The organism is Nonomuraea sp. NPDC050451 (assembly GCF_044458585.1).
On the sequence record NZ_JBITHZ010000002.1, the window covers coordinates 455252 to 471086 of the forward strand.

A 15835-nucleotide genomic window follows, 5' to 3' on the forward strand; every position below is an offset into this window, starting at 1 on the left:
CCCTCAGGGGCGCTGACGCCGGGAAGCGCGTCCGAGCAGCCACCCCACCGCGACACCCGTGAGCGCGATGCCCGCCCCCATCCCGAACGACGCCAGCATCACCCACGGCCGCGTCTGCGTGTGCTGCTGAAGGGGCCGGTCGTAAACAGGACCGGCCACCGGGCTCACCGCGCCCGCTTGGGCGCCGGCATCAGCGGGAGCGACCGCCGCCGCACGCAGGTGATCCTCGACGGCCGCGAAGAACTCCCCCGCCGTCCGCTTGGCCACCGACCCCAGCATGCGCTGCCCGACCCCGCCGATCATCCCGCCGATCACCGCGTCGGCGTCGTAGTCGACCCGGGTCCCGCCGTCGACCTCGCTGAGCCGCACCACGACGGTGGCGTCCACCGTCCCGGGCGCGCCCTGCCCCCGCGCCTTGAGCGTGAAGCTCTCGGGCGCCAGCGGGTCGGACAGCGCCACCTCCCCCTGGTAGACGCCCTTGACGGACGCGACGCCCGCGTTCACGGTCATCCGGTACGTGTCCGGCCCCGTCTCCTCAAGGCGCTCGCACCCCGGAATGGTGCTCACCAGCACCGCCGGATCCTGGAGCGCGGCCCACACCCGATCCCTCTCGACGCCGATCACGGCGCTGCCCGCCACCTTCATCGGAGTCCCCCGAGGAAACCCAGCCCTTCAGCTTCAGGGCTGGGAGGGATCGGGGTCCCGTCAGGAGTAGCCCGGCGAAGCCGGGACAGCCTCAAGCACGAAGCTCGCATACTTCCTTCTCCTTCGTGATGATGTACGCATAGCCATCCGCACGCTGCAGCAGGCGGACATGCCGGTGATGGATGCCCTGAACAGTGCCATGGGTGGTGGCGATGTTGAAGCTGCCGGTGGCGCGTACGGCGACCCGGCCCGTGTGGGTTCCGGCCTTCTTACCGGTGAGGACAACAGCACGGACGAGGTCGCCGGTGGCGAAACCGTAGAACTGCTTGCGGCGCGGGAGCCGCAGGCGGGGAAAGCCGTACTTGTCGGTGCGGGTGCGAGTGTGGCTGCCACGGCTCGCGCATCCGGCGATCAGAACGCGGCTGACGGTTTCGGTGATGGTGTCGAGCTTGCCCACCGCTAGTGCGTCGAGCGTGTGGGACTTGGGCAGGCCGCATCGGGTGCGGTTCCACTTGGTCCGGCCACCCGACGCGCTGTGGGTGGGCAGCCGCTGATCGAGGGCGCGCCATAGCGCCCAGCGGACCGATTGGACGGCGGCGGCGTCCCACAACGGTGCTTTCGCTTGGGCCAGGATCCGGGCCAGCACCCGGTGGTTGGTGACAAACTCCTCAACCGGGCGGTTACTCTTGGCCTGGTTACACCAGATACAGGCCAGGACCAGGTTCGACACCCGGTCCGAGCCGCCCCGCGACCGGGGATGGACGTGGTCGATATTCAACGGCACACCAGTCGTGCCACAGTAGACGCAGGCCCGGCTGAACTTGGCCAGCAGGTACTCGCGCACCTCGTATCCGTACAGGGTGCCATGCTGGTACTCGGCTCCTTCCAGCGGACGGCCGGTGCTAATGGCGTGGGTGTCGAACGCGACCCGTTCCACGTGCACCACGCGGACCGGCGCCCACCTGGCCAGCCTGTCTGCCCACGAAACCATGGTGCCGACGCGGTGCCGCAGCGACGGGGCGAGCCAGCCGCTCGGGCGGGCGCGGTTCAGGAACCGCGGTGCGCGGTAGCGCAGGTTCGCGGACCGGCGCCGCCTGCGGTAGTCAGCCCGCTGCTGCAGTTTCTTGCGGATCTGCGCGCCGCGATGATCGAGCTGGAGAGCAAACCGGCCGCGGCGCTCCCCGGCCACGGCGGTGAACACGGCGATGCCGGTATGGCGGGAGCCGGGGTCAACGCCCAGCTCCACCCCGTCGACCTGACTGTCGGCGGCGGTGCGATCCTTCAAGCGGATCACGAACGGAGTGTGCCGGGCGACCGCCGCCCGCCCGGACTTCAGCAGCCTTCGCGCCCTGGCGGGCGTGCACGGCTGCAACGGTGTGCCTTGCTTGTCGAGCACGAACACGAACGGGTGCCGCTCACGCGGCCTCTCCCCGGCCCCGAAAGGCTCGGGGGTGACGCCACCAGGCGCAGGTGAACGCCTGGCGGTCTCCTCTCGACCATCTTCCATGCACGGTGCCGTACGGCGCTGCGGGCCCGTTTCGTTCCCGATCCGGGGAGTGTCTGCTGCCCGCAGTTCCAGAGCAAGCTGCTGAGGAAGCACAGCCTGGTGGGTCTTCTGTCCTGCACGAAAGGTAGCCAACGTAGTCACCTCCTTGTCGGTGTTGGCTGGGTCTGGTAACGGCGGCCCTCAGCCCGTGGGGCTGAAAGCCCGTCCTTTGAGGCCGGGATCCCGTTACGTCGCCACTCTAAGCACCCAGGACCAGGCGGATAAGGGCAACAGCTGCCGAAGGAGTGGCGCGTGCCATTTGGTGGTCGAGCGGCGGATTGCCGTCACACACCTCCTGTCGCAGAAGCATCACCCACCGCAACATTATTACCCACTGTTATCGAAGTTTTCCATACTGTTTTCGAAGGGGGAGCGGCGCCACCGATCCCCGGGGGCCACACCTCCACCCCCGGACGTACGAATGAATCACCCCGGCGGCGGACGCGCCGGGGCGCTCCCGCACGGGATCCTCGACGCGGCAACAACCAACGGGGGCGATGTGACCAAGCTCGCATCGCGTTGCTCTACGAGTTGTAGTACTACTTCAAGTAGATAAACTACACGCTGTAGAGCTCAGGGAGTCGGCGGGGAGATGGACGCACTTGACCTGGCACGGTGGCAGTTCGGGGTGACCACCGTGTACCACTTTCTGTTCGTGCCCTTGACCATCGGTCTGGGGATTTTCGTGGCGGGCCTGCAGACGGCCTGGCACCGGACAGGGAAAGAGCACTACCTGAAGCTCACCAAGTTCTTCGGGAAGCTGTTCCTGATCAACTTCGCCATGGGCGTGGTCACCGGCATCGTGCAGGAGTTCCAGTTCGGGATGAACTGGAGTGAATACTCCACGTTCGTCGGCGACGTCTTCGGGGCGCCGCTGGCCATGGAGGCACTGCTGGCCTTCTTCATGGAGTCCACGTTCCTGGGATTGTGGATCTTCGGGTGGGAGCGGCTGCCGAAGAAGGTGCACCTGGCGTGCATCTGGGCGGCCGCCATTGGGTCCAATTTGTCGGCGTATTTCATCCTCGCGGCCAACGCCTGGATGAAGCACCCCGTCGGCTACGAGGTCGTGGACGGCAAGGCCAGGATGACCGACCTGTGGGCCGTGCTGACCAACTCCACGGCGGTGGCCCAGGTGCCCCACGTGATCGGGGCGGCATTCATCGTGGCGGGCGGTTTCGTGCTGGCCGTGAGTGGCTACTGGCTGCTCAGGACGCGCGCCCCCATGTGGCGCAGCGCGGCCCGCGCCGCCCTCGTCATGACGGCCCTCGCGGGCGCCGTCGTCGCGGGCACCGGCGACATGTCGGCCAGGCTGATGTACGAGCAGCAGCCCATGAAGCTGGCCTCCGCCGAGGGCCTGGAGCACGACACGGCCGGCGCGCCGTTCTCCCTGGTCCCCGGCATCGAGATCCCCAAGGTCCTCAGCTTCCTGTCCGCCCACGACCCGAACGCCACCGTCCAGGGCACCGAGGACCTGCAGCGCCGCTTCGAGCAGCAGTTCGGCCCGGGCGACTACCGGCCGGACCAGCCGGTCGTGTTCTGGTCGTTCCGGGTGATGATGGGGTTCGGGATGGCCACGGTGGGCCTGTCGGTGCTCGGCCTCTGGCTGACCCGGCGCAGGCGTGAGTTCCCGAGATGGCTGTCGCGGGCGATGCTGCTGGCGGTGCCGCTGCCGCTGATCTCGGTGATCGCCGGGTGGCTGCTGAGCGAGATCGGCCGCCAGCCGTGGACGGTCGCGGGCGAGCTGCTCACCGCCTCCAGCGTGTCGCCGGGCGTGAGCCTGGCCGAGGTGGCCACGTCCCTGACGATCTTCACGCTCCTGTACGGCGCGCTCGCCGTGGCCGAGGTCGTCCTGCTGACCAGGCATGTCCGCAAGGGCGTCGAGGAGCACGCGCCCATCCCCGCCGCCGCCGAGCGGCGCGAGCCGTCGCTGATGTACTGAGGGAGCAGACAATGATCGAGTTGTGGTTCGTCATCATCGCCTTCCTCTGGACGGGCTACTTCGTGCTGGAGGGCTTCGACTTCGGCGTGGGCATGCTGGCCCCGCTCGTCAGCCGCAACCCCGGCGAGCAGCGGCAGAGCCTGCAGACCATCGGCCCGGTGTGGGACGGCAACGAGGTGTGGCTGATCACCGCCGTCGGCGCCATGTTCGCCGCGTTCCCCGCCTGGTACGCGGGCGTGTTCAGCGCCTTCTACCTGCCGGTGACCCTCGTCCTGGTCGGCCTGATCGTGCGCGGCGTCGGCCTGGAGTGGCGCGGCAAGGTGAGCGACCCGCGCTGGTGCGACCTGGGCATCGTGGTGGGCAGCGCGCTCCCGGCGTTCCTGTGGGGGGCGGTCTTCGCCGACCTGCTGTTCGACAGCGTGCCGGCCGCCCTGCTGGGGGGCGCGTTCTCGCTGGCGGTGTCCGCCCTGCACGGCGCCGTCTTCCTGGCGCTCAAGACCACGGGCCCGGTGCGCCGCCGCGCCCGCGTCGTGGCGATGGCCGCCAGCGGCGTGGCCGTCCCGGTGGCCGTGGCCGCCCTGTCGAGCCTGGGCACGTTCCCCGCGCTGGCCGCCATGGCGGCGCTGGCGGCGGCCACGGCGCTGATCTGGCGCCGCCGCGAGGGCTGGGCCTTCGCGGCCACGGCGGCGGCGATCGTGCTGTCGACCCTGGCGGTCTTCATGGAGCTGCGCCTGCGCCCGTTCCCCGGCCTGACGCTGGCGGAGGCGGCCTCCGGGCCGTACACGCTGACGATGCTGAGCTGGATCGGCCTGATCGCGCTCCCGTTCGTGCTGGTCTACCAGGGTTGGACGTACTGGGTGTTCAGGAAGCGCGTCCGGGTGGAGGGCACCCTCCTCACGCACGGCTAGGTGGCAAGGGGGCGCCGCCGAGGTAGAGGCGGCCGAGGCGGGGATCGGCGGCCAGCTCGCGGGCGGGGCCGGAGATGTGGACACGGCCGAGGTCGAGCACGCACCCGACGTCGGCCATCTCCAGCGCCCTGCGCGCGTTCTGCTCCACCAGCAGCACCGCGACGCCCGTGCGGCGCATCAGGTCGATCTGGTCGAAGACCACCTGCGTGTTGCGCGGGTCGAGGCCCATCGACGGCTCGTCCAGCAGCACCACGGAGGGCGCCAGCATGAGCGCCCGCGCGAACTCCACCTGCTTCTGCTGCCCGCCCGACAGCAGCCCGGCCATGCTTCCCCACCGCTCGCCCACCACGGGGAACAGCTCCTTGACCGCCTCCATCCGGGCCTGGAGCTTCGCGGAGTCGCGCACGGTGAAACCGCCGAGCCGCACGTTCTCGGCCACGGTCATCTCGCGGAACACGCTGTGCCCCTGCAGCACGTGGGCGAGCCCGAGCCCGAGCAGGCGCTGCGGCGACAGGCCCGTCACGTCCTGGCCGGCCAGCAGGACCCGCCCCGACCGGGGTGCGAGCAGCCCGCTGGCGACCTTGAGCGCGGTGGACTTGCCCGCGCCGTTCGGCCCCACCAGGCAGACGACCTCGCCGGCGCGCACGGTGACGGTCAGGCCGCGCAGCACCGGCGCCGCCCTGCCGTAGCCTGCCTCGACGTCTTCCAGCGCCAGGACGGTCTCAGACACCGAGGTACGCCTCCAGCACGCGCGGGTCGTCCCGCACCTCGGCGGGCGGGCCGGCCGCGATGGGCCCTCCCCGGTCGAAGACGATCACGTGGTCGCACATGCCCATCACCATGTCCATGTTGTGCTCGACGACGAGGAACGTACGGCCCTCCGCGTTGAGGTCGCGCACGAGCGAGACGATCCGGTCGATCAGCGCCGGGTTGACCCCGCCCGCCGGCTCGTCCAGCAGCACCAGCTCGGGCTCGGCCATGAGGACGGCGGCCAGCTCCAGCAGCTTCTGCTGGCCGTAGGACAGGTCGCGGGCCTCGGCGTCCTCCAGGTGCTCGATGCCCATGCGCCGCAGCCAGTGCCGGGCCCGCTCGACCTCGCCCTGGTCCCGCAGCCCGGCCAGCAGCTCGCGCAGGCGGGTGCGGCGGACGGCGACCAGCATGTTCTCCAGCACGGTCAGGCGCGGGAAGACGCGGCAGAGCTGGAAGGTGCGCCCGATGCCGGCGTGCGCGACGCGGTGCGGCGAGTGGCGGGTGATGTCGCGGTCGCGGTAGAACACCCGGCCGGAGTCCGGCTTGATCATGCCGGTGACGATGTTGAAGAACGTGGTCTTGCCGGAGCCGTTGGGGCCGATCAGGCCGTTGATCCTGCCCTCCTGCAGCTCGACGCTCGCCCCGTCCACGGCGAGCACCCCGCCGAACGACCTGGTCAGTCCCTCGGTGCGCAACGAGCTCATCGGGCCACCCCCTGAAGCCGCTGTTCGGCCGTCTCGTCCGGGATGGAGGGCCCGGCGCGTCTCCTCGTGAGCCGGGCGAGGATGCCGTCCGGCATGAACAGCACGACCAGCACGAGCAGCAGGCCCGTGGCGGTCAGGTGGATCTGCGTCTCGCCCAACGCGATCAGGAAGTACTCGCCCGCCGGGGCCACGATGAGGGCCCCGAGCAGGGGCCCGAACAGGTGCCTGACCCCGCCGAGCAGGCTCATCAGCACCATGTACGACCCGATCAGGATGGAGAAGACGAAGATCGGGTCGAGGCTGCCGAACCAGACCGCGTAGAGCCCGCCGGCGAGCGACACGAACAGGGCCGACAGGGCGAAGGCCGTCACCTTGTACGCCCCCGTCGGCACCCCCAGGGACTCGGCCTTGTCCTCGTCCTCCCTGATCGCCCGCAGGCCGGCGCCGAACCGGGAGCGCGAGACGTACCACCAGGACAGCAGCGCGAGCCCGAGCAGCGCCAGGAACAGGTAGAAGAACACGATGTGCGTCTGCCCCCGGTGCAGGTCGGGGAAGGGCGAGGGGACCTGCAGCCCGGTGGACCCGCCGGTGAGCGAGCGCCAGCCCTGCACGACGAGGTTCATCATCGACACGAGCGCGATCGACACGATCACGAACGACGCGCCGCGCACCCGCACGGCCGCGACGCCGACGAACACGGCGAACACCGTCACGGCGACCGCCGACACCAGCAGCGCCGCGACCCACGGCACGCCCAGGCGCACGACGAGCAGGCCGGTCCCGTACGCGCCGAGGCCGAAGAACGCCGAGTGGCCGAGGGAGACGTATCCGGTGAAACCGCCCAGCAGGTTCCAGGACGTGGACATGGCCGCGTACATGACGGTCAGCGCGCCCGCGTACACGAGGTAGTAGTTGGGGACCAGCCACGGGTAGGCGAGCGCCAGGCAGGCGACCAGCAGCGGGATCCCTCTAGAAGCGATGCGCAAGCCGGCCTCCGAAGAACCCCTGGGGGCGCGCGAGCAGCGTCAGGAAGAGGAAGACGTAGAACATCATCGTGGCCCAGGTGGCGTCCACGGTCACCAGCACGAGGCCCTCGACCACGCCGAGCATGACGGCCGCCAGCGCCGCGCCGACCACGCTCCCCAGCCCCCCGACCACGATGATGGCCATGAGCTTGCCGATCCACACCCAGTGCGAGGCGGGGAAGAACGGCGTGATGAGCGCGAGCACGGTGCCGCCGACGGCCGCGGTGGCCAGGCCGACGCCGAAGCCGTACCCGGCGACGCGCTCCGTCTGGATGCCGACGAGCCTGGCCGCCTCCCGGTGCTGGATGGTGGCCCGCAGCGCCTGCCCGAACCGGCTCTTGATCAGCACCGCGAACAGCACCGCGAGGGTGAGCGCCGCCACGAAGAAGGCGATGATCTTGTCGTACGGGAGGTGCACGCCGCCGATCGTCAGCGACTTGGTCGCGTACCCCATGCTGACCGACTTGTAGGAGCCGGTGTAGATCGTCCCGAGCAGCCCCTCGATCGTCAGCGCGATCCCGAACGTCAGCAGCACCGACATCATCGCCAGGTTGTCCGCCGGCAGCCGCGCGATGAGCAGCCGCTGCACCGCCACGCCCAGCGCGAAGAAGAGCGGCACGGTGACGGGCAGCGCCAGGAACGGGTCCACGCCGAGCGCCGTGTGCAGGGTGTAGGTCAGGTAGGCGGCCAGGAACAGGAACGCCGGGTGGGCCACCATGACCACCCGCATCACCCCGAAGTACAGCGACAGGCCGGAGGCCAGCAGCGCGTAGAGGCCGCCGGTCAGCACGCCCAGGGCCAGCCCCTGCAGGAGCAGGCTCACCAGTCCTTCTTCGGGTAGACGAGGTCGGCCGTCTTGGCCTGCTCGGGAAGCACGATCTCGACCTTTCCGCCGACGTACTGCTGGATCATGTGCGCCTGCTCGGGCCTGCCCTGGTCGTCGAAGGAGAGCTTGCCGACGACGGTGTCGAACGTGCCCTGCCTGATGTGGTCGGCCAGCTTGTCCTGGCACTCCTTGGTGGCGTCGACGCACTTGACGGCGTTCACGGCGGCCTCGACGACCTGGCCGACGGTGAAGCCGTTGGCGGTGTCCTCGTTCGCCTCGCCCTTGAACATCTCCTTGTGGCGTTTGATCATCTCCTGGTTGCCGGTGAAGGTGGCCGTGGCCGACCAGCCCACGGGCGAGATGATGTTCTCGGCCGCCCCCTTCACCGCGGCGGGAAACTCCGGCTCCGTCGGCCCGGTCGAGAAGGCCGCCAGCTTGGGCTGCACCTTCAGCTCCTGCAGCGCGCGCACCAGGCCCACGGAGTCCTCGAACTGCGTGCCGCCCACCACGATGTCCGGCTTGGCCGCGGCGATCTTGGCGGCGATGGGCGAGAAGTCGGTGGTCTCGGGCGGGTAGACCTCGTCCACGACCGTCTTGATGCCGGCCGCGGCCAGCTTGTCCCGCAGCCCGTACGCGGTGCCCTGCGCGAACGGGTCGTCCAGGCTCGCGTACGCCGCCGTCTTCGGCCGCTTGTCGGCCGGCAGCTTGATGATGTAGTCGGCCAGGTAGTTGTAGTGGTCACCGGCGATCGCGGGCGCCGCGTAGAACAGCCGCTTGAAGCCCTGCTCGAAGACCTCCTTGGCGGCCCCGGCCGGCTCCACGAACAGCATGTTGTACGACTCCGCGACCTTCGCCGCGGGGATCACCAGCCGCGACGAGAACGGCCCGAAGACCAGGTTGACCTTGTCCTGGGTGATGAGCGACTCGTAGTCGGAGCTGACCCGGTTGGGGTCGGAGGCGTCGTCGCGGAAGATCAGCTCGACCTTCCTGCCCAGCAGGCCGCCCTTGGCGTTCACCTGGTCTGCCCAGACCTGGTAGCCGTCCTTGATGCCGTTGCCGGGCTCGGCGAAGTCGCCTGTGAGCGGTAGGGAGATGCCGATCTTGACTGGACCCTGCTGCTGTCCCGCCGGTTGAGCCGTCCCCGGCTCGTCGGTCTTGGCGCAGGCGGTCAGGGCTAAAGCGCAAATCGAGGTGATCGTCAGGCTCTTGAGAACTCTTGCCATCGAGGAGACCCCCGTCAGAAGAGGCGCCGCGAAAGCGCTTACGTAAGCGCTTTCGGTTACGATTACACGGGATTCAGCCCCGGACAAGGGGGGTTCGCAGCGCATGACCGAGCGACCTCATCCGCCCCGCCTCGTCGACGTGGCCAAGGCCGCGGGGGTCTCGCTGGCCACGGCCTCCCGGGCCCTGACGGGCAGCACCGGCGTGAGCGCCGAGGTCGCCGCCCATGTCCAGGCGGTCGCGTCCCAGGTCGGCTACGTGCCCAACAGCCACGCGCGGGCCCTGGCCGGCGGGCAGGCGTCCATGGTCGGGCTGATCGTGCACGACGTCGGCGACCCCTACTTCGGCGAGATCGCCAGGGGCGTGCTGCGCGAGACCGAGAGCCGCGGCTACATGGCGCTCATCAGCCAGACCGAGCGCGACCCGCGTGCCGAGCTGGCCAGGGTCCGGGCGTTGCGCGCCCACCGCGTGACCTCGATCGTGCTGGCCGGATCCGGCTACGTCGAGGCGGGGACCGAGGCCGACATCGCCACCGAGGTGCGCTCGTTCACGGCGGCGGGCGGCCGGGTGGCCGTCATCGGCCGCCACCACCTGCCGGTGGACGCCGTGCTGCCCGACAACGCGGCCGGCGGCTCCACGCTCATGCACCACCTGCTCGACCTGGGCCACCGCCGCCTCGGCGTGCTCGGCGGCCCGGCCAACCTCACCACGGTCGAGGACCGGCTGGCCGGGCTGCGGGCGGCGCTCGCCGCGGCCGGGCTCGACTGGCGTTCGTTCCCCGTCGTGCACGGCGACTTCACCAGGGAGGGCGGCGCGGCGGCCACGGCCCGGCTGATGCGGGCCCACCCCGACCTGACGGCGGTGGTCGCGCTCAACGACCCCATGGCGGTGGGCGCGCTGTCGTGGCTGCTCAACAACGGGCGCAGGGTGCCCGAGGAGATCTCGGTGGCCGGGTTCGACGACGTGCCGGTGGCGCGCGACGTCTATCCGGCGCTCACCACGATCCGGCTGCCCATGGTCGAGATGGGCAAGCAAGCGCTTGAGCTAGTTCTCAAGCCGCCCGCCTCGCGCCCGCGCCGCCGCCGCACCTCGCACGAGCTGGTCGTACGCGCCTCCACGGCCCCACCGCCGCCTTGACCGCAGTTCACCGGGCCCCTTGACAGCCTGGTACCCCGGGTTAAGATCCGCTGGAAGTCCCGAGAAAGCGCTTTCGGAAGCGCTTACGAAAGCACACCCGGCGAGAGGATCCCGGATGTCAGCCTTTCGCACCCTCGTCCTGACGGCCATGCTCGCGCTGGCCATACCGATGCCCGCGCAGGCCGCCACAGCGGCACCTGACTGCCGCCCCGGCCACGCCAAGGTGAAGCACGTCAACGACGGGCGCAACTGGGCGCCCGTGACGCCCGGCAAGTGGCAGTTCCCCGGCGACCAGGTGATCCTCGCCGAGGCCGGCGTCGCCCGCCCGGGCCCGCGGCGGCCCTTCGAGTACGCGGTGCTGAAGACGGGCCCCGAATTCGGCTCGGTGCGGATCGACGCGCAGGTCCGCCTGGACACCCCGACCAGCGTCAGCAACCGCGACGTGATCATCGTGTTCGGCTACCGGTCGGACACGGAGTTCTACTACGTCCACCTCTCGCAGGACAACACCATCTACCCGCACAACGGGATCTTCGTCGTCAACAATGCGGACCGGCTGCGCATCGACGACCAGTGGAACGGCCAGGTGGGCGCGCCGCCCGCGGTCACCGACACGGAGTGGCACCGCGTCCGCGTCACCCACTGCGCCGAGACCGGCCGCATCGCGGTCTACATGGACGGCGCCACCACGCCGCTGATCACGGCCACCGACCGCACGTTCGCGTCGGGCCGGGTCGGCTTCGGCTCGTTCGACAACATCGGCAGGATGCGCGACATGACCGTCAAGGGCACCCCGGCCTGCGACAGCGCCGATCAATAGCCCCCCGACTCCCCTGGTGGTGAGCAGGTATGCCGAAACCCCTCCGGTGCCTGATCGCCGCGGTGCTGGTGACCGCGTTGTGCGCGCCACCGGCAGCCGCGCAGGCCGACCCGACCCCCGTCGACGACCCCATCCCCGAGAAGCCCGCCGCCTCGGGGCTGACGCTGACGCTGGAGGAGTTCGCCTCGTTCCCGAAGACGGAGACGACTCCCGATCCGGTCGACAGCCGCCTGGTCCGCTGGGCCCGGATCAACTACCTGGCCGAGCTCCCCGACGGCTCGCGCCGCCTGTTCGTCAACGATCTCAACGGCAAGCTCTACTTCCTCGACAAGGGCCGGCCGCGCGAGTACCTGGACGTCGGCGCCGCCTTCGCGCCCGACTTCGTCTCCGGGCGCGGCCTGGGCAGCGGATTCGGCTTCGCCGCCTTCCATCCCGAGTTCGCCGGTAACGGCAGGTTCTACACCGTCCACACCGAGTGGGGCGGCGCGCTGACCACGAAGACGCCCGACCTGACGCCGCAGCCCGGCACCAGGTTCCACGGCGTCATCACCGAGTGGACGGCCACCGACCCGAAGGCGAACATCTTCGCCGGCACCCGCAGAGAGGTGCTGCGGCTCGGCTTCAGCGGCCAGATCCACGGCATCCAGCAGATCGACTTCAACCCGACGGCCCGCAGGGGCGACAAGGACTACGGCCTGCTGTACGTCGCCGCCGGTGACGGCGGCCGCGGCTCGTCCAGCGACGACCCGCAGAACCTGGCCATCCCGCAGGGCAAGATCCTCAGGATCGACCCGGCCGGCACGAACAGCGCCAACGGCAGGTACGGCATCCCCGCCGCGAACCCGTTCACCGGCCAGGCCGGCAAGCTCGGCGAGATCTACGCCTACGGCATGCGCGACCCGCACCGCTTCAGCTGGGACCCGCAGGCCGGCAACCGGCTGTTCCTCGGCCACATCGGCGAGCACGCCATCGAGGCCATCTACGACGTCGGCGCCGGCGACAACCTGGGCTGGAGCGAGCGCGAGGGCGCGTTCGTGTTCAACAAGGCCGACCGCTGCCACCTCTACACGCTGCCGGACGACGACCCGCAGTACGGCTACACGTACCCGGTGGCCGCCTACGACCACGACCCGCCGCCCGGACACTCCTGCACCTCCGACAGCGGCCACGCCGTCACCGGCGGGTTCGTCTACCGCGGGCAGAAGCTGCCGCTGCTGTACGGCAAGTACCTGTTCGGCGACATCGTGGACGGCCAGGTCTTCTTCACCGTCGCCGCCGAGATGAACGAGCGCACCGGCCGCCGGGCCACGATCCACAAGCCGCGGCTGGTGGACACGTCCGGCAAGCAGCTGACCATGCAGGACCTGGCCGGCAGCACCCGTGTGGACCTGCGCTTCGGCCAGGACGGCGCGGGCGAGCTCTACGTGCTGTCCAAGGCGAACGGCAAGATCTGGAAGATCACCAAGGCCGGCTGGACCCTGCCGGACGTGCTGCCGACCCTGCGTGACCACCTGGTGGCCGCCTACGACTTCGAGCACCCGCTGGCCGCCGACCCGGCCAAGGAGCGGGACCAGGGCCTGTCCGGCACGAACATCACGCTGGTCAACGGCGGCGCCGCCATGCGCGTGGCCGACAGGGCCTACCGGGGCAGCACGTACGCGCTGCAGACCCGCCAGGTCGACCCGGCCACGACCGGCAACGACGACTGGAAGGCCGGCGTCTACGGCGCGGACGGCGTGCCGACGCTGCGCGCGTTCAACGCCGTCAAGGGCGTGACCGTCATGGGCTGGTTCAAGATGCTGGGCGACGGCCCGGCGCCCAACTCCAACACCGAGGACCCGGCCGACTTCTTCAACGCGATCGGCCTGGCCGGGGTGCTCAGCGGCAACTCCCAGGGACACGACGTCCGCGCGCTCCTGGAGCTCATCACGGTGAACGGCGAGCTGCGGGTCGTCGCGCTCGCCCGGCGCGTGGACGGCAGCGCCTCCCAGACGTTCGCCGCGAACAAGCCCTGGCGCGAGGTGCTGCCGCGCGACCAGTGGGTTTTCCTGGCCGCGACGTTCGACTTCGACACGGGGACGATGAAGCTCTACAGGAACGGCCGCCCGCTCGACGGGTTCTACTCGGTCACCGGCGACCCGTGGGGCGTCGAAGGGGACCCCGAGCCGGACGTCACCTCGGCGACGGACCCGAGAGGCATCAAGATCGGCGGGAGCTATCCGCAGAACACCAGGGAGCAGAACCCCTGCGACTGCCGGATGGACGGCCTGATGTTCCTGGACAGGGTCGCGGCCCCGGCCGAGGTCTGGGCCCAGTACGAGCTGGTCAGGACCCGCTAGCCGATGGTCTTCATCTGCTTCGTACGGTGATCGGTGAGGTGGAGGTCGCCGCCGAGCCGCTCCTTCAGCAGGTCGAGCACCTTGCGACTGGACAGCACGGTCCAGAGGTTGCCGACCAGGTGGGGGTTGTACTCGGGGGCGGCGTCCATCCAGGCGTCCTTGCCCGCCTGGGTCCTGAAGGTCGTGACGAAGAACTCGCCATCGGGGGTCTTGCAGTAGCCGGTGCGGATCTCGGCCGCGTTGACCTGCATCTTCGGCTTGCAGCCGACCTTGGCCGAGAGCTGCTCGACGGTGAGGGGGGCGGCGTGGCCCTGCTTTCCGGCTGCTGCGACATAGCCGCCCGCGCTCCCTGCGGAGCATCCGGCGACCAGTCCGGCCAGCAGCGCGAAAGCGGCCAGACGTGGAAGTGTCGTCATGTGCGAAGGTACGCGGGCCCACCAGCCCCGGTTCACCCCATACCGATCGGTTACTTCGGTGGCGCCGGCGTCTGGGAGACCCTGTGGTCCATCAGATGCAGATCGCCGCTGAGCGGCTCCTTCAGCTGCTCCAGCACCGGGAGCGGGCCCAGGACGGTCCATTGCGGGCCGACCAGGTGCGGGTTGTACTCCGGCGCCCGGTCCATCCACTCGTCCTTGAGCTTCTCGCTGGCGAACGTGTTGACGAAGAACTGGCCGGCCTTGGTCTTGCAGTAGCCGGTGCGGAGGTCGGAGGCCTCGACCTGCATCTTCGGCTTGCAGCCGACCTTGGCGGAGAGTTGCTCGACGGTGAGGATTGCCGCTGGTTTCTGCGTTTCGCCCGCTGCGACGTAGTCGCCCCAGCCCCCTGAGGAGCATCCGGCGACCAGTCCGGCCAGCAGCGCGAAAGCGGCCAGACGTGGAAATGTCGTCATGTGCGGAGGTACGCACCCTCGATAACCCCGGTTCACCCCGAATCAGCCTAAAACCGGAGCGATTTCATCAGCGCAGGATGACGCAGCCCTGATCGCCGAGCCGTCGCAGCACCTCCGGCTCGCCGTCGAGCTTGTTCCACCGCAGGTCGAGCTTCTCCAGCGGGGGCAGGTTCGCGGGCAGCTCACGCAGCCGGTTGTTGCGCAGATCGAGGTGTCTGAGCCCGGGCGGCAGGCGGTCCGGCAGCTCGCGGATCCGGTTGTTGCGCAGGTCGAGCACGCGCAGCTCGCCCAGCTCGGCGACGGACGCGGGCAGCCGCGTCAGCCGGTTGCCTTGGGCGTGCAGCTCCCGCAGCCCGGCCAGGCCGCCGATGGCCTCGGGCAGCGACTCCAGCCGGTTGTTGTAGAGCCGCAGCTCCACCAGCGCGGCCATCCGCCCCAGCGACTCGGGCAGCCGGGTGAGCCGGTTGTCGGTGAGGTTGAGGTAGGCGAGCCGGTCCAGCCGCCCGATCGCCTCCGGCACCTCGGTGAACCGGTTGTCGCTCAGGTAGAGGTAGTCGGTCAGGTCGAGGTCGCCCAGCTCGGGCGGGATGGAGGTGAGCCGGTTGTGCCCGAGGTCCAGCATGCGCAGCCGGGTCAGCCCGCCGATCGCGGCCGGGACCTCGGTGAGCGCGTTCTCGGCGAGGTTGAGGGATTCGAGGCCGGTCAGCTTCCAGAGCGAGCCGGGCACGCCGGTCAGCCCGTTGCCGCCCGCCGCGACGTGCCGCAGGGCGGGGCTCAGCCGGTCGGGGATCGCGCCGACGCGGTTGCCGTACAGGAAGAGCACCTCCAGGCCCGGAGGGCAGCCGGGGAAGGACGTCAGCTCGTTGCCGTCCAGGTGCAGCGCGCGCAGCGCGGTAAGCCCCGACAGGTCGGGCAGCGAGCGCAGCCGGTTGCCGTCGAGCCTGAGCTCCTCCAGCGCGCTGAGCCCGGCCACCCAGGCGGGCACCTCGGCGATGTCGTTCCAGGCCAGGTCGATCAGGCGGACGTCGGCGGGAACGGCGGGGAATTCGGTCAGACCGGAGGCGGGCGCACGCATGGCGCCGATCA

The 15835-nt window shown here is 70.0% G+C and carries 15 protein-coding genes; 5 read left to right on the forward strand and 10 right to left on the reverse strand.

Translation table 11 applies throughout. From position 1 onward, the window contains the following. Window positions 1-3 precede the first annotated feature (3 nt). Window positions 4-645: a carbon monoxide dehydrogenase subunit G gene (locus ACIBI9_RS08110; RefSeq protein ID WP_397221227.1), complete on the reverse strand. Its 642-nt coding sequence runs from the start codon at window positions 643-645 to the stop codon at window positions 4-6. Between the two features lie 91 nt (window positions 646-736). Next, window positions 737-2047: an RNA-guided endonuclease IscB gene (iscB, locus tag ACIBI9_RS08115; protein WP_397221228.1), complete on the reverse strand. Its 1311-nt coding sequence runs from the start codon at window positions 2045-2047 to the stop codon at window positions 737-739. A 736-nt stretch (window positions 2048-2783) separates the two neighbouring features. On the opposite strand from iscB, the gene ACIBI9_RS08120 reads away from it, so the two are divergent. Beyond that, a complete protein-coding gene (locus ACIBI9_RS08120) occupies window positions 2784-4130 on the forward strand; it encodes a cytochrome ubiquinol oxidase subunit I (protein WP_397221229.1) in 1347 nt (448 codons plus the stop codon). Window positions 4131-4141: 11 nt separating this feature from the next. Further along, window positions 4142-5038: a cytochrome d ubiquinol oxidase subunit II gene (gene cydB / locus ACIBI9_RS08125; protein WP_397221230.1), complete on the forward strand. Its 897-nt coding sequence runs from the start codon at window positions 4142-4144 to the stop codon at window positions 5036-5038. Here cydB and ACIBI9_RS08130 read toward each other — a convergent pair. The 5 genes from ACIBI9_RS08130 to ACIBI9_RS08150 are packed head-to-tail and all read right to left on the reverse strand — an operon-like array spanning window position 5025 to window position 9566. Beyond that, the gene (locus ACIBI9_RS08130) at window positions 5025-5768 is read right to left on the reverse strand and encodes an ABC transporter ATP-binding protein (RefSeq protein ID WP_397221231.1); all 744 of its coding nucleotides are present in this window, start codon (window positions 5766-5768) and stop codon (window positions 5025-5027) included. The two genes, cydB and ACIBI9_RS08130, sit on opposite strands and share 14 nt — an antisense overlap. Next, window positions 5761-6492 (reverse strand): ABC transporter ATP-binding protein, encoded by a 732-nt coding sequence (locus tag ACIBI9_RS08135; RefSeq protein WP_397221232.1) that lies wholly within the window; start codon window positions 6490-6492, stop codon window positions 5761-5763. The genes ACIBI9_RS08130 and ACIBI9_RS08135 overlap by 8 nt, the downstream gene beginning before the upstream one ends. Next, entirely contained in the window at window positions 6489-7478 is a 990-nt protein-coding gene (locus ACIBI9_RS08140) for a branched-chain amino acid ABC transporter permease (RefSeq protein ID WP_397221233.1), read from the reverse strand. Before ACIBI9_RS08140 ends, ACIBI9_RS08135 begins: the two co-directional genes overlap by 4 nt. Then, window positions 7462-8340: a branched-chain amino acid ABC transporter permease gene (locus ACIBI9_RS08145; protein ID WP_397221234.1), complete on the reverse strand. Its 879-nt coding sequence runs from the start codon at window positions 8338-8340 to the stop codon at window positions 7462-7464. Before ACIBI9_RS08145 ends, ACIBI9_RS08140 begins: the two co-directional genes overlap by 17 nt. Next, window positions 8337-9566 (reverse strand): amino acid ABC transporter substrate-binding protein, encoded by a 1230-nt coding sequence (locus tag ACIBI9_RS08150; protein ID WP_397221236.1) that lies wholly within the window; start codon window positions 9564-9566, stop codon window positions 8337-8339. The genes ACIBI9_RS08145 and ACIBI9_RS08150 overlap by 4 nt, the downstream gene beginning before the upstream one ends. A gap of 103 nt (window positions 9567-9669) precedes the next feature. Here ACIBI9_RS08150 and ACIBI9_RS08155 point away from each other — a divergent pair, with 103 nt between their 5' ends. The 3 genes from ACIBI9_RS08155 (at window position 9670) to ACIBI9_RS08165 (ending at window position 13860) form a co-directional block, all read left to right on the forward strand. Further along, window positions 9670-10701 carry a LacI family DNA-binding transcriptional regulator gene (locus tag ACIBI9_RS08155; protein ID WP_397221237.1) on the forward strand — a complete coding sequence of 344 codons (1032 nt, stop codon included), beginning with the start codon at window positions 9670-9672 and terminating at the stop codon, window positions 10699-10701. Between the two features lie 115 nt (window positions 10702-10816). Further along, on the forward strand, window positions 10817-11521 hold the full coding sequence (locus tag ACIBI9_RS08160) for a hypothetical protein (RefSeq protein ID WP_397221238.1): 705 nt from the start codon (window positions 10817-10819) through the stop codon (window positions 11519-11521). Between the two features lie 29 nt (window positions 11522-11550). Further along, on the forward strand, window positions 11551-13860 hold the full coding sequence (locus ACIBI9_RS08165) for a PQQ-dependent sugar dehydrogenase (RefSeq protein ID WP_397221239.1): 2310 nt from the start codon (window positions 11551-11553) through the stop codon (window positions 13858-13860). Here ACIBI9_RS08165 and ACIBI9_RS08170 read toward each other — a convergent pair. The 3 genes from ACIBI9_RS08170 to ACIBI9_RS08180 form a co-directional block, all read right to left on the reverse strand. Then, on the reverse strand, window positions 13857-14276 hold the full coding sequence (locus ACIBI9_RS08170) for a hypothetical protein (protein WP_397221240.1): 420 nt from the start codon (window positions 14274-14276) through the stop codon (window positions 13857-13859). The two genes, ACIBI9_RS08165 and ACIBI9_RS08170, sit on opposite strands and share 4 nt — an antisense overlap. A 50-nt stretch (window positions 14277-14326) precedes the next feature. Next, entirely contained in the window at window positions 14327-14749 is a 423-nt protein-coding gene (locus ACIBI9_RS08175) for a hypothetical protein (protein ID WP_350722606.1), read from the reverse strand. Window positions 14750-14816: 67 nt separating this feature from the next. Continuing rightward, window positions 14817-15824: a leucine-rich repeat domain-containing protein gene (locus tag ACIBI9_RS08180; protein ID WP_397221241.1), complete on the reverse strand. Its 1008-nt coding sequence runs from the start codon at window positions 15822-15824 to the stop codon at window positions 14817-14819. Window positions 15825-15835: the final 11 nt, after the last annotated feature.

Excerpts from the sequence above, each read along its gene's own strand:
- ACIBI9_RS08175 (WP_350722606.1), bottom strand. The coding sequence starts at position 14,749 with ATGACGACATTTCCACGTCTGGCCGCTTTCGCGCTGCTGGCCGGACTG.
- ACIBI9_RS08165 (WP_397221239.1), top strand. The coding sequence starts at position 11,551 with ATGCCGAAACCCCTCCGGTGCCTGATCGCCGCGGTGCTGGTGACCGCG.
- ACIBI9_RS08135 (WP_397221232.1), bottom strand. The coding sequence starts at position 6,492 with ATGAGCTCGTTGCGCACCGAGGGACTGACCAGGTCGTTCGGCGGGGTG.
- ACIBI9_RS08160 (WP_397221238.1), top strand. The coding sequence starts at position 10,817 with ATGTCAGCCTTTCGCACCCTCGTCCTGACGGCCATGCTCGCGCTGGCC.
- ACIBI9_RS08150 (WP_397221236.1), bottom strand. The coding sequence starts at position 9,566 with ATGGCAAGAGTTCTCAAGAGCCTGACGATCACCTCGATTTGCGCTTTA.
- ACIBI9_RS08120 (WP_397221229.1), top strand. The coding sequence starts at position 2,784 with ATGGACGCACTTGACCTGGCACGGTGGCAGTTCGGGGTGACCACCGTG.
- ACIBI9_RS08180 (WP_397221241.1), bottom strand. The coding sequence starts at position 15,824 with ATGCGTGCGCCCGCCTCCGGTCTGACCGAATTCCCCGCCGTTCCCGCC.
- ACIBI9_RS08110 (WP_397221227.1), bottom strand. The coding sequence starts at position 645 with ATGAAGGTGGCGGGCAGCGCCGTGATCGGCGTCGAGAGGGATCGGGTG.
- ACIBI9_RS08155 (WP_397221237.1), top strand. The coding sequence starts at position 9,670 with ATGACCGAGCGACCTCATCCGCCCCGCCTCGTCGACGTGGCCAAGGCC.
- ACIBI9_RS08170 (WP_397221240.1), bottom strand. The coding sequence starts at position 14,276 with ATGACGACACTTCCACGTCTGGCCGCTTTCGCGCTGCTGGCCGGACTG.
- cydB (WP_397221230.1), top strand. The coding sequence starts at position 4,142 with ATGATCGAGTTGTGGTTCGTCATCATCGCCTTCCTCTGGACGGGCTAC.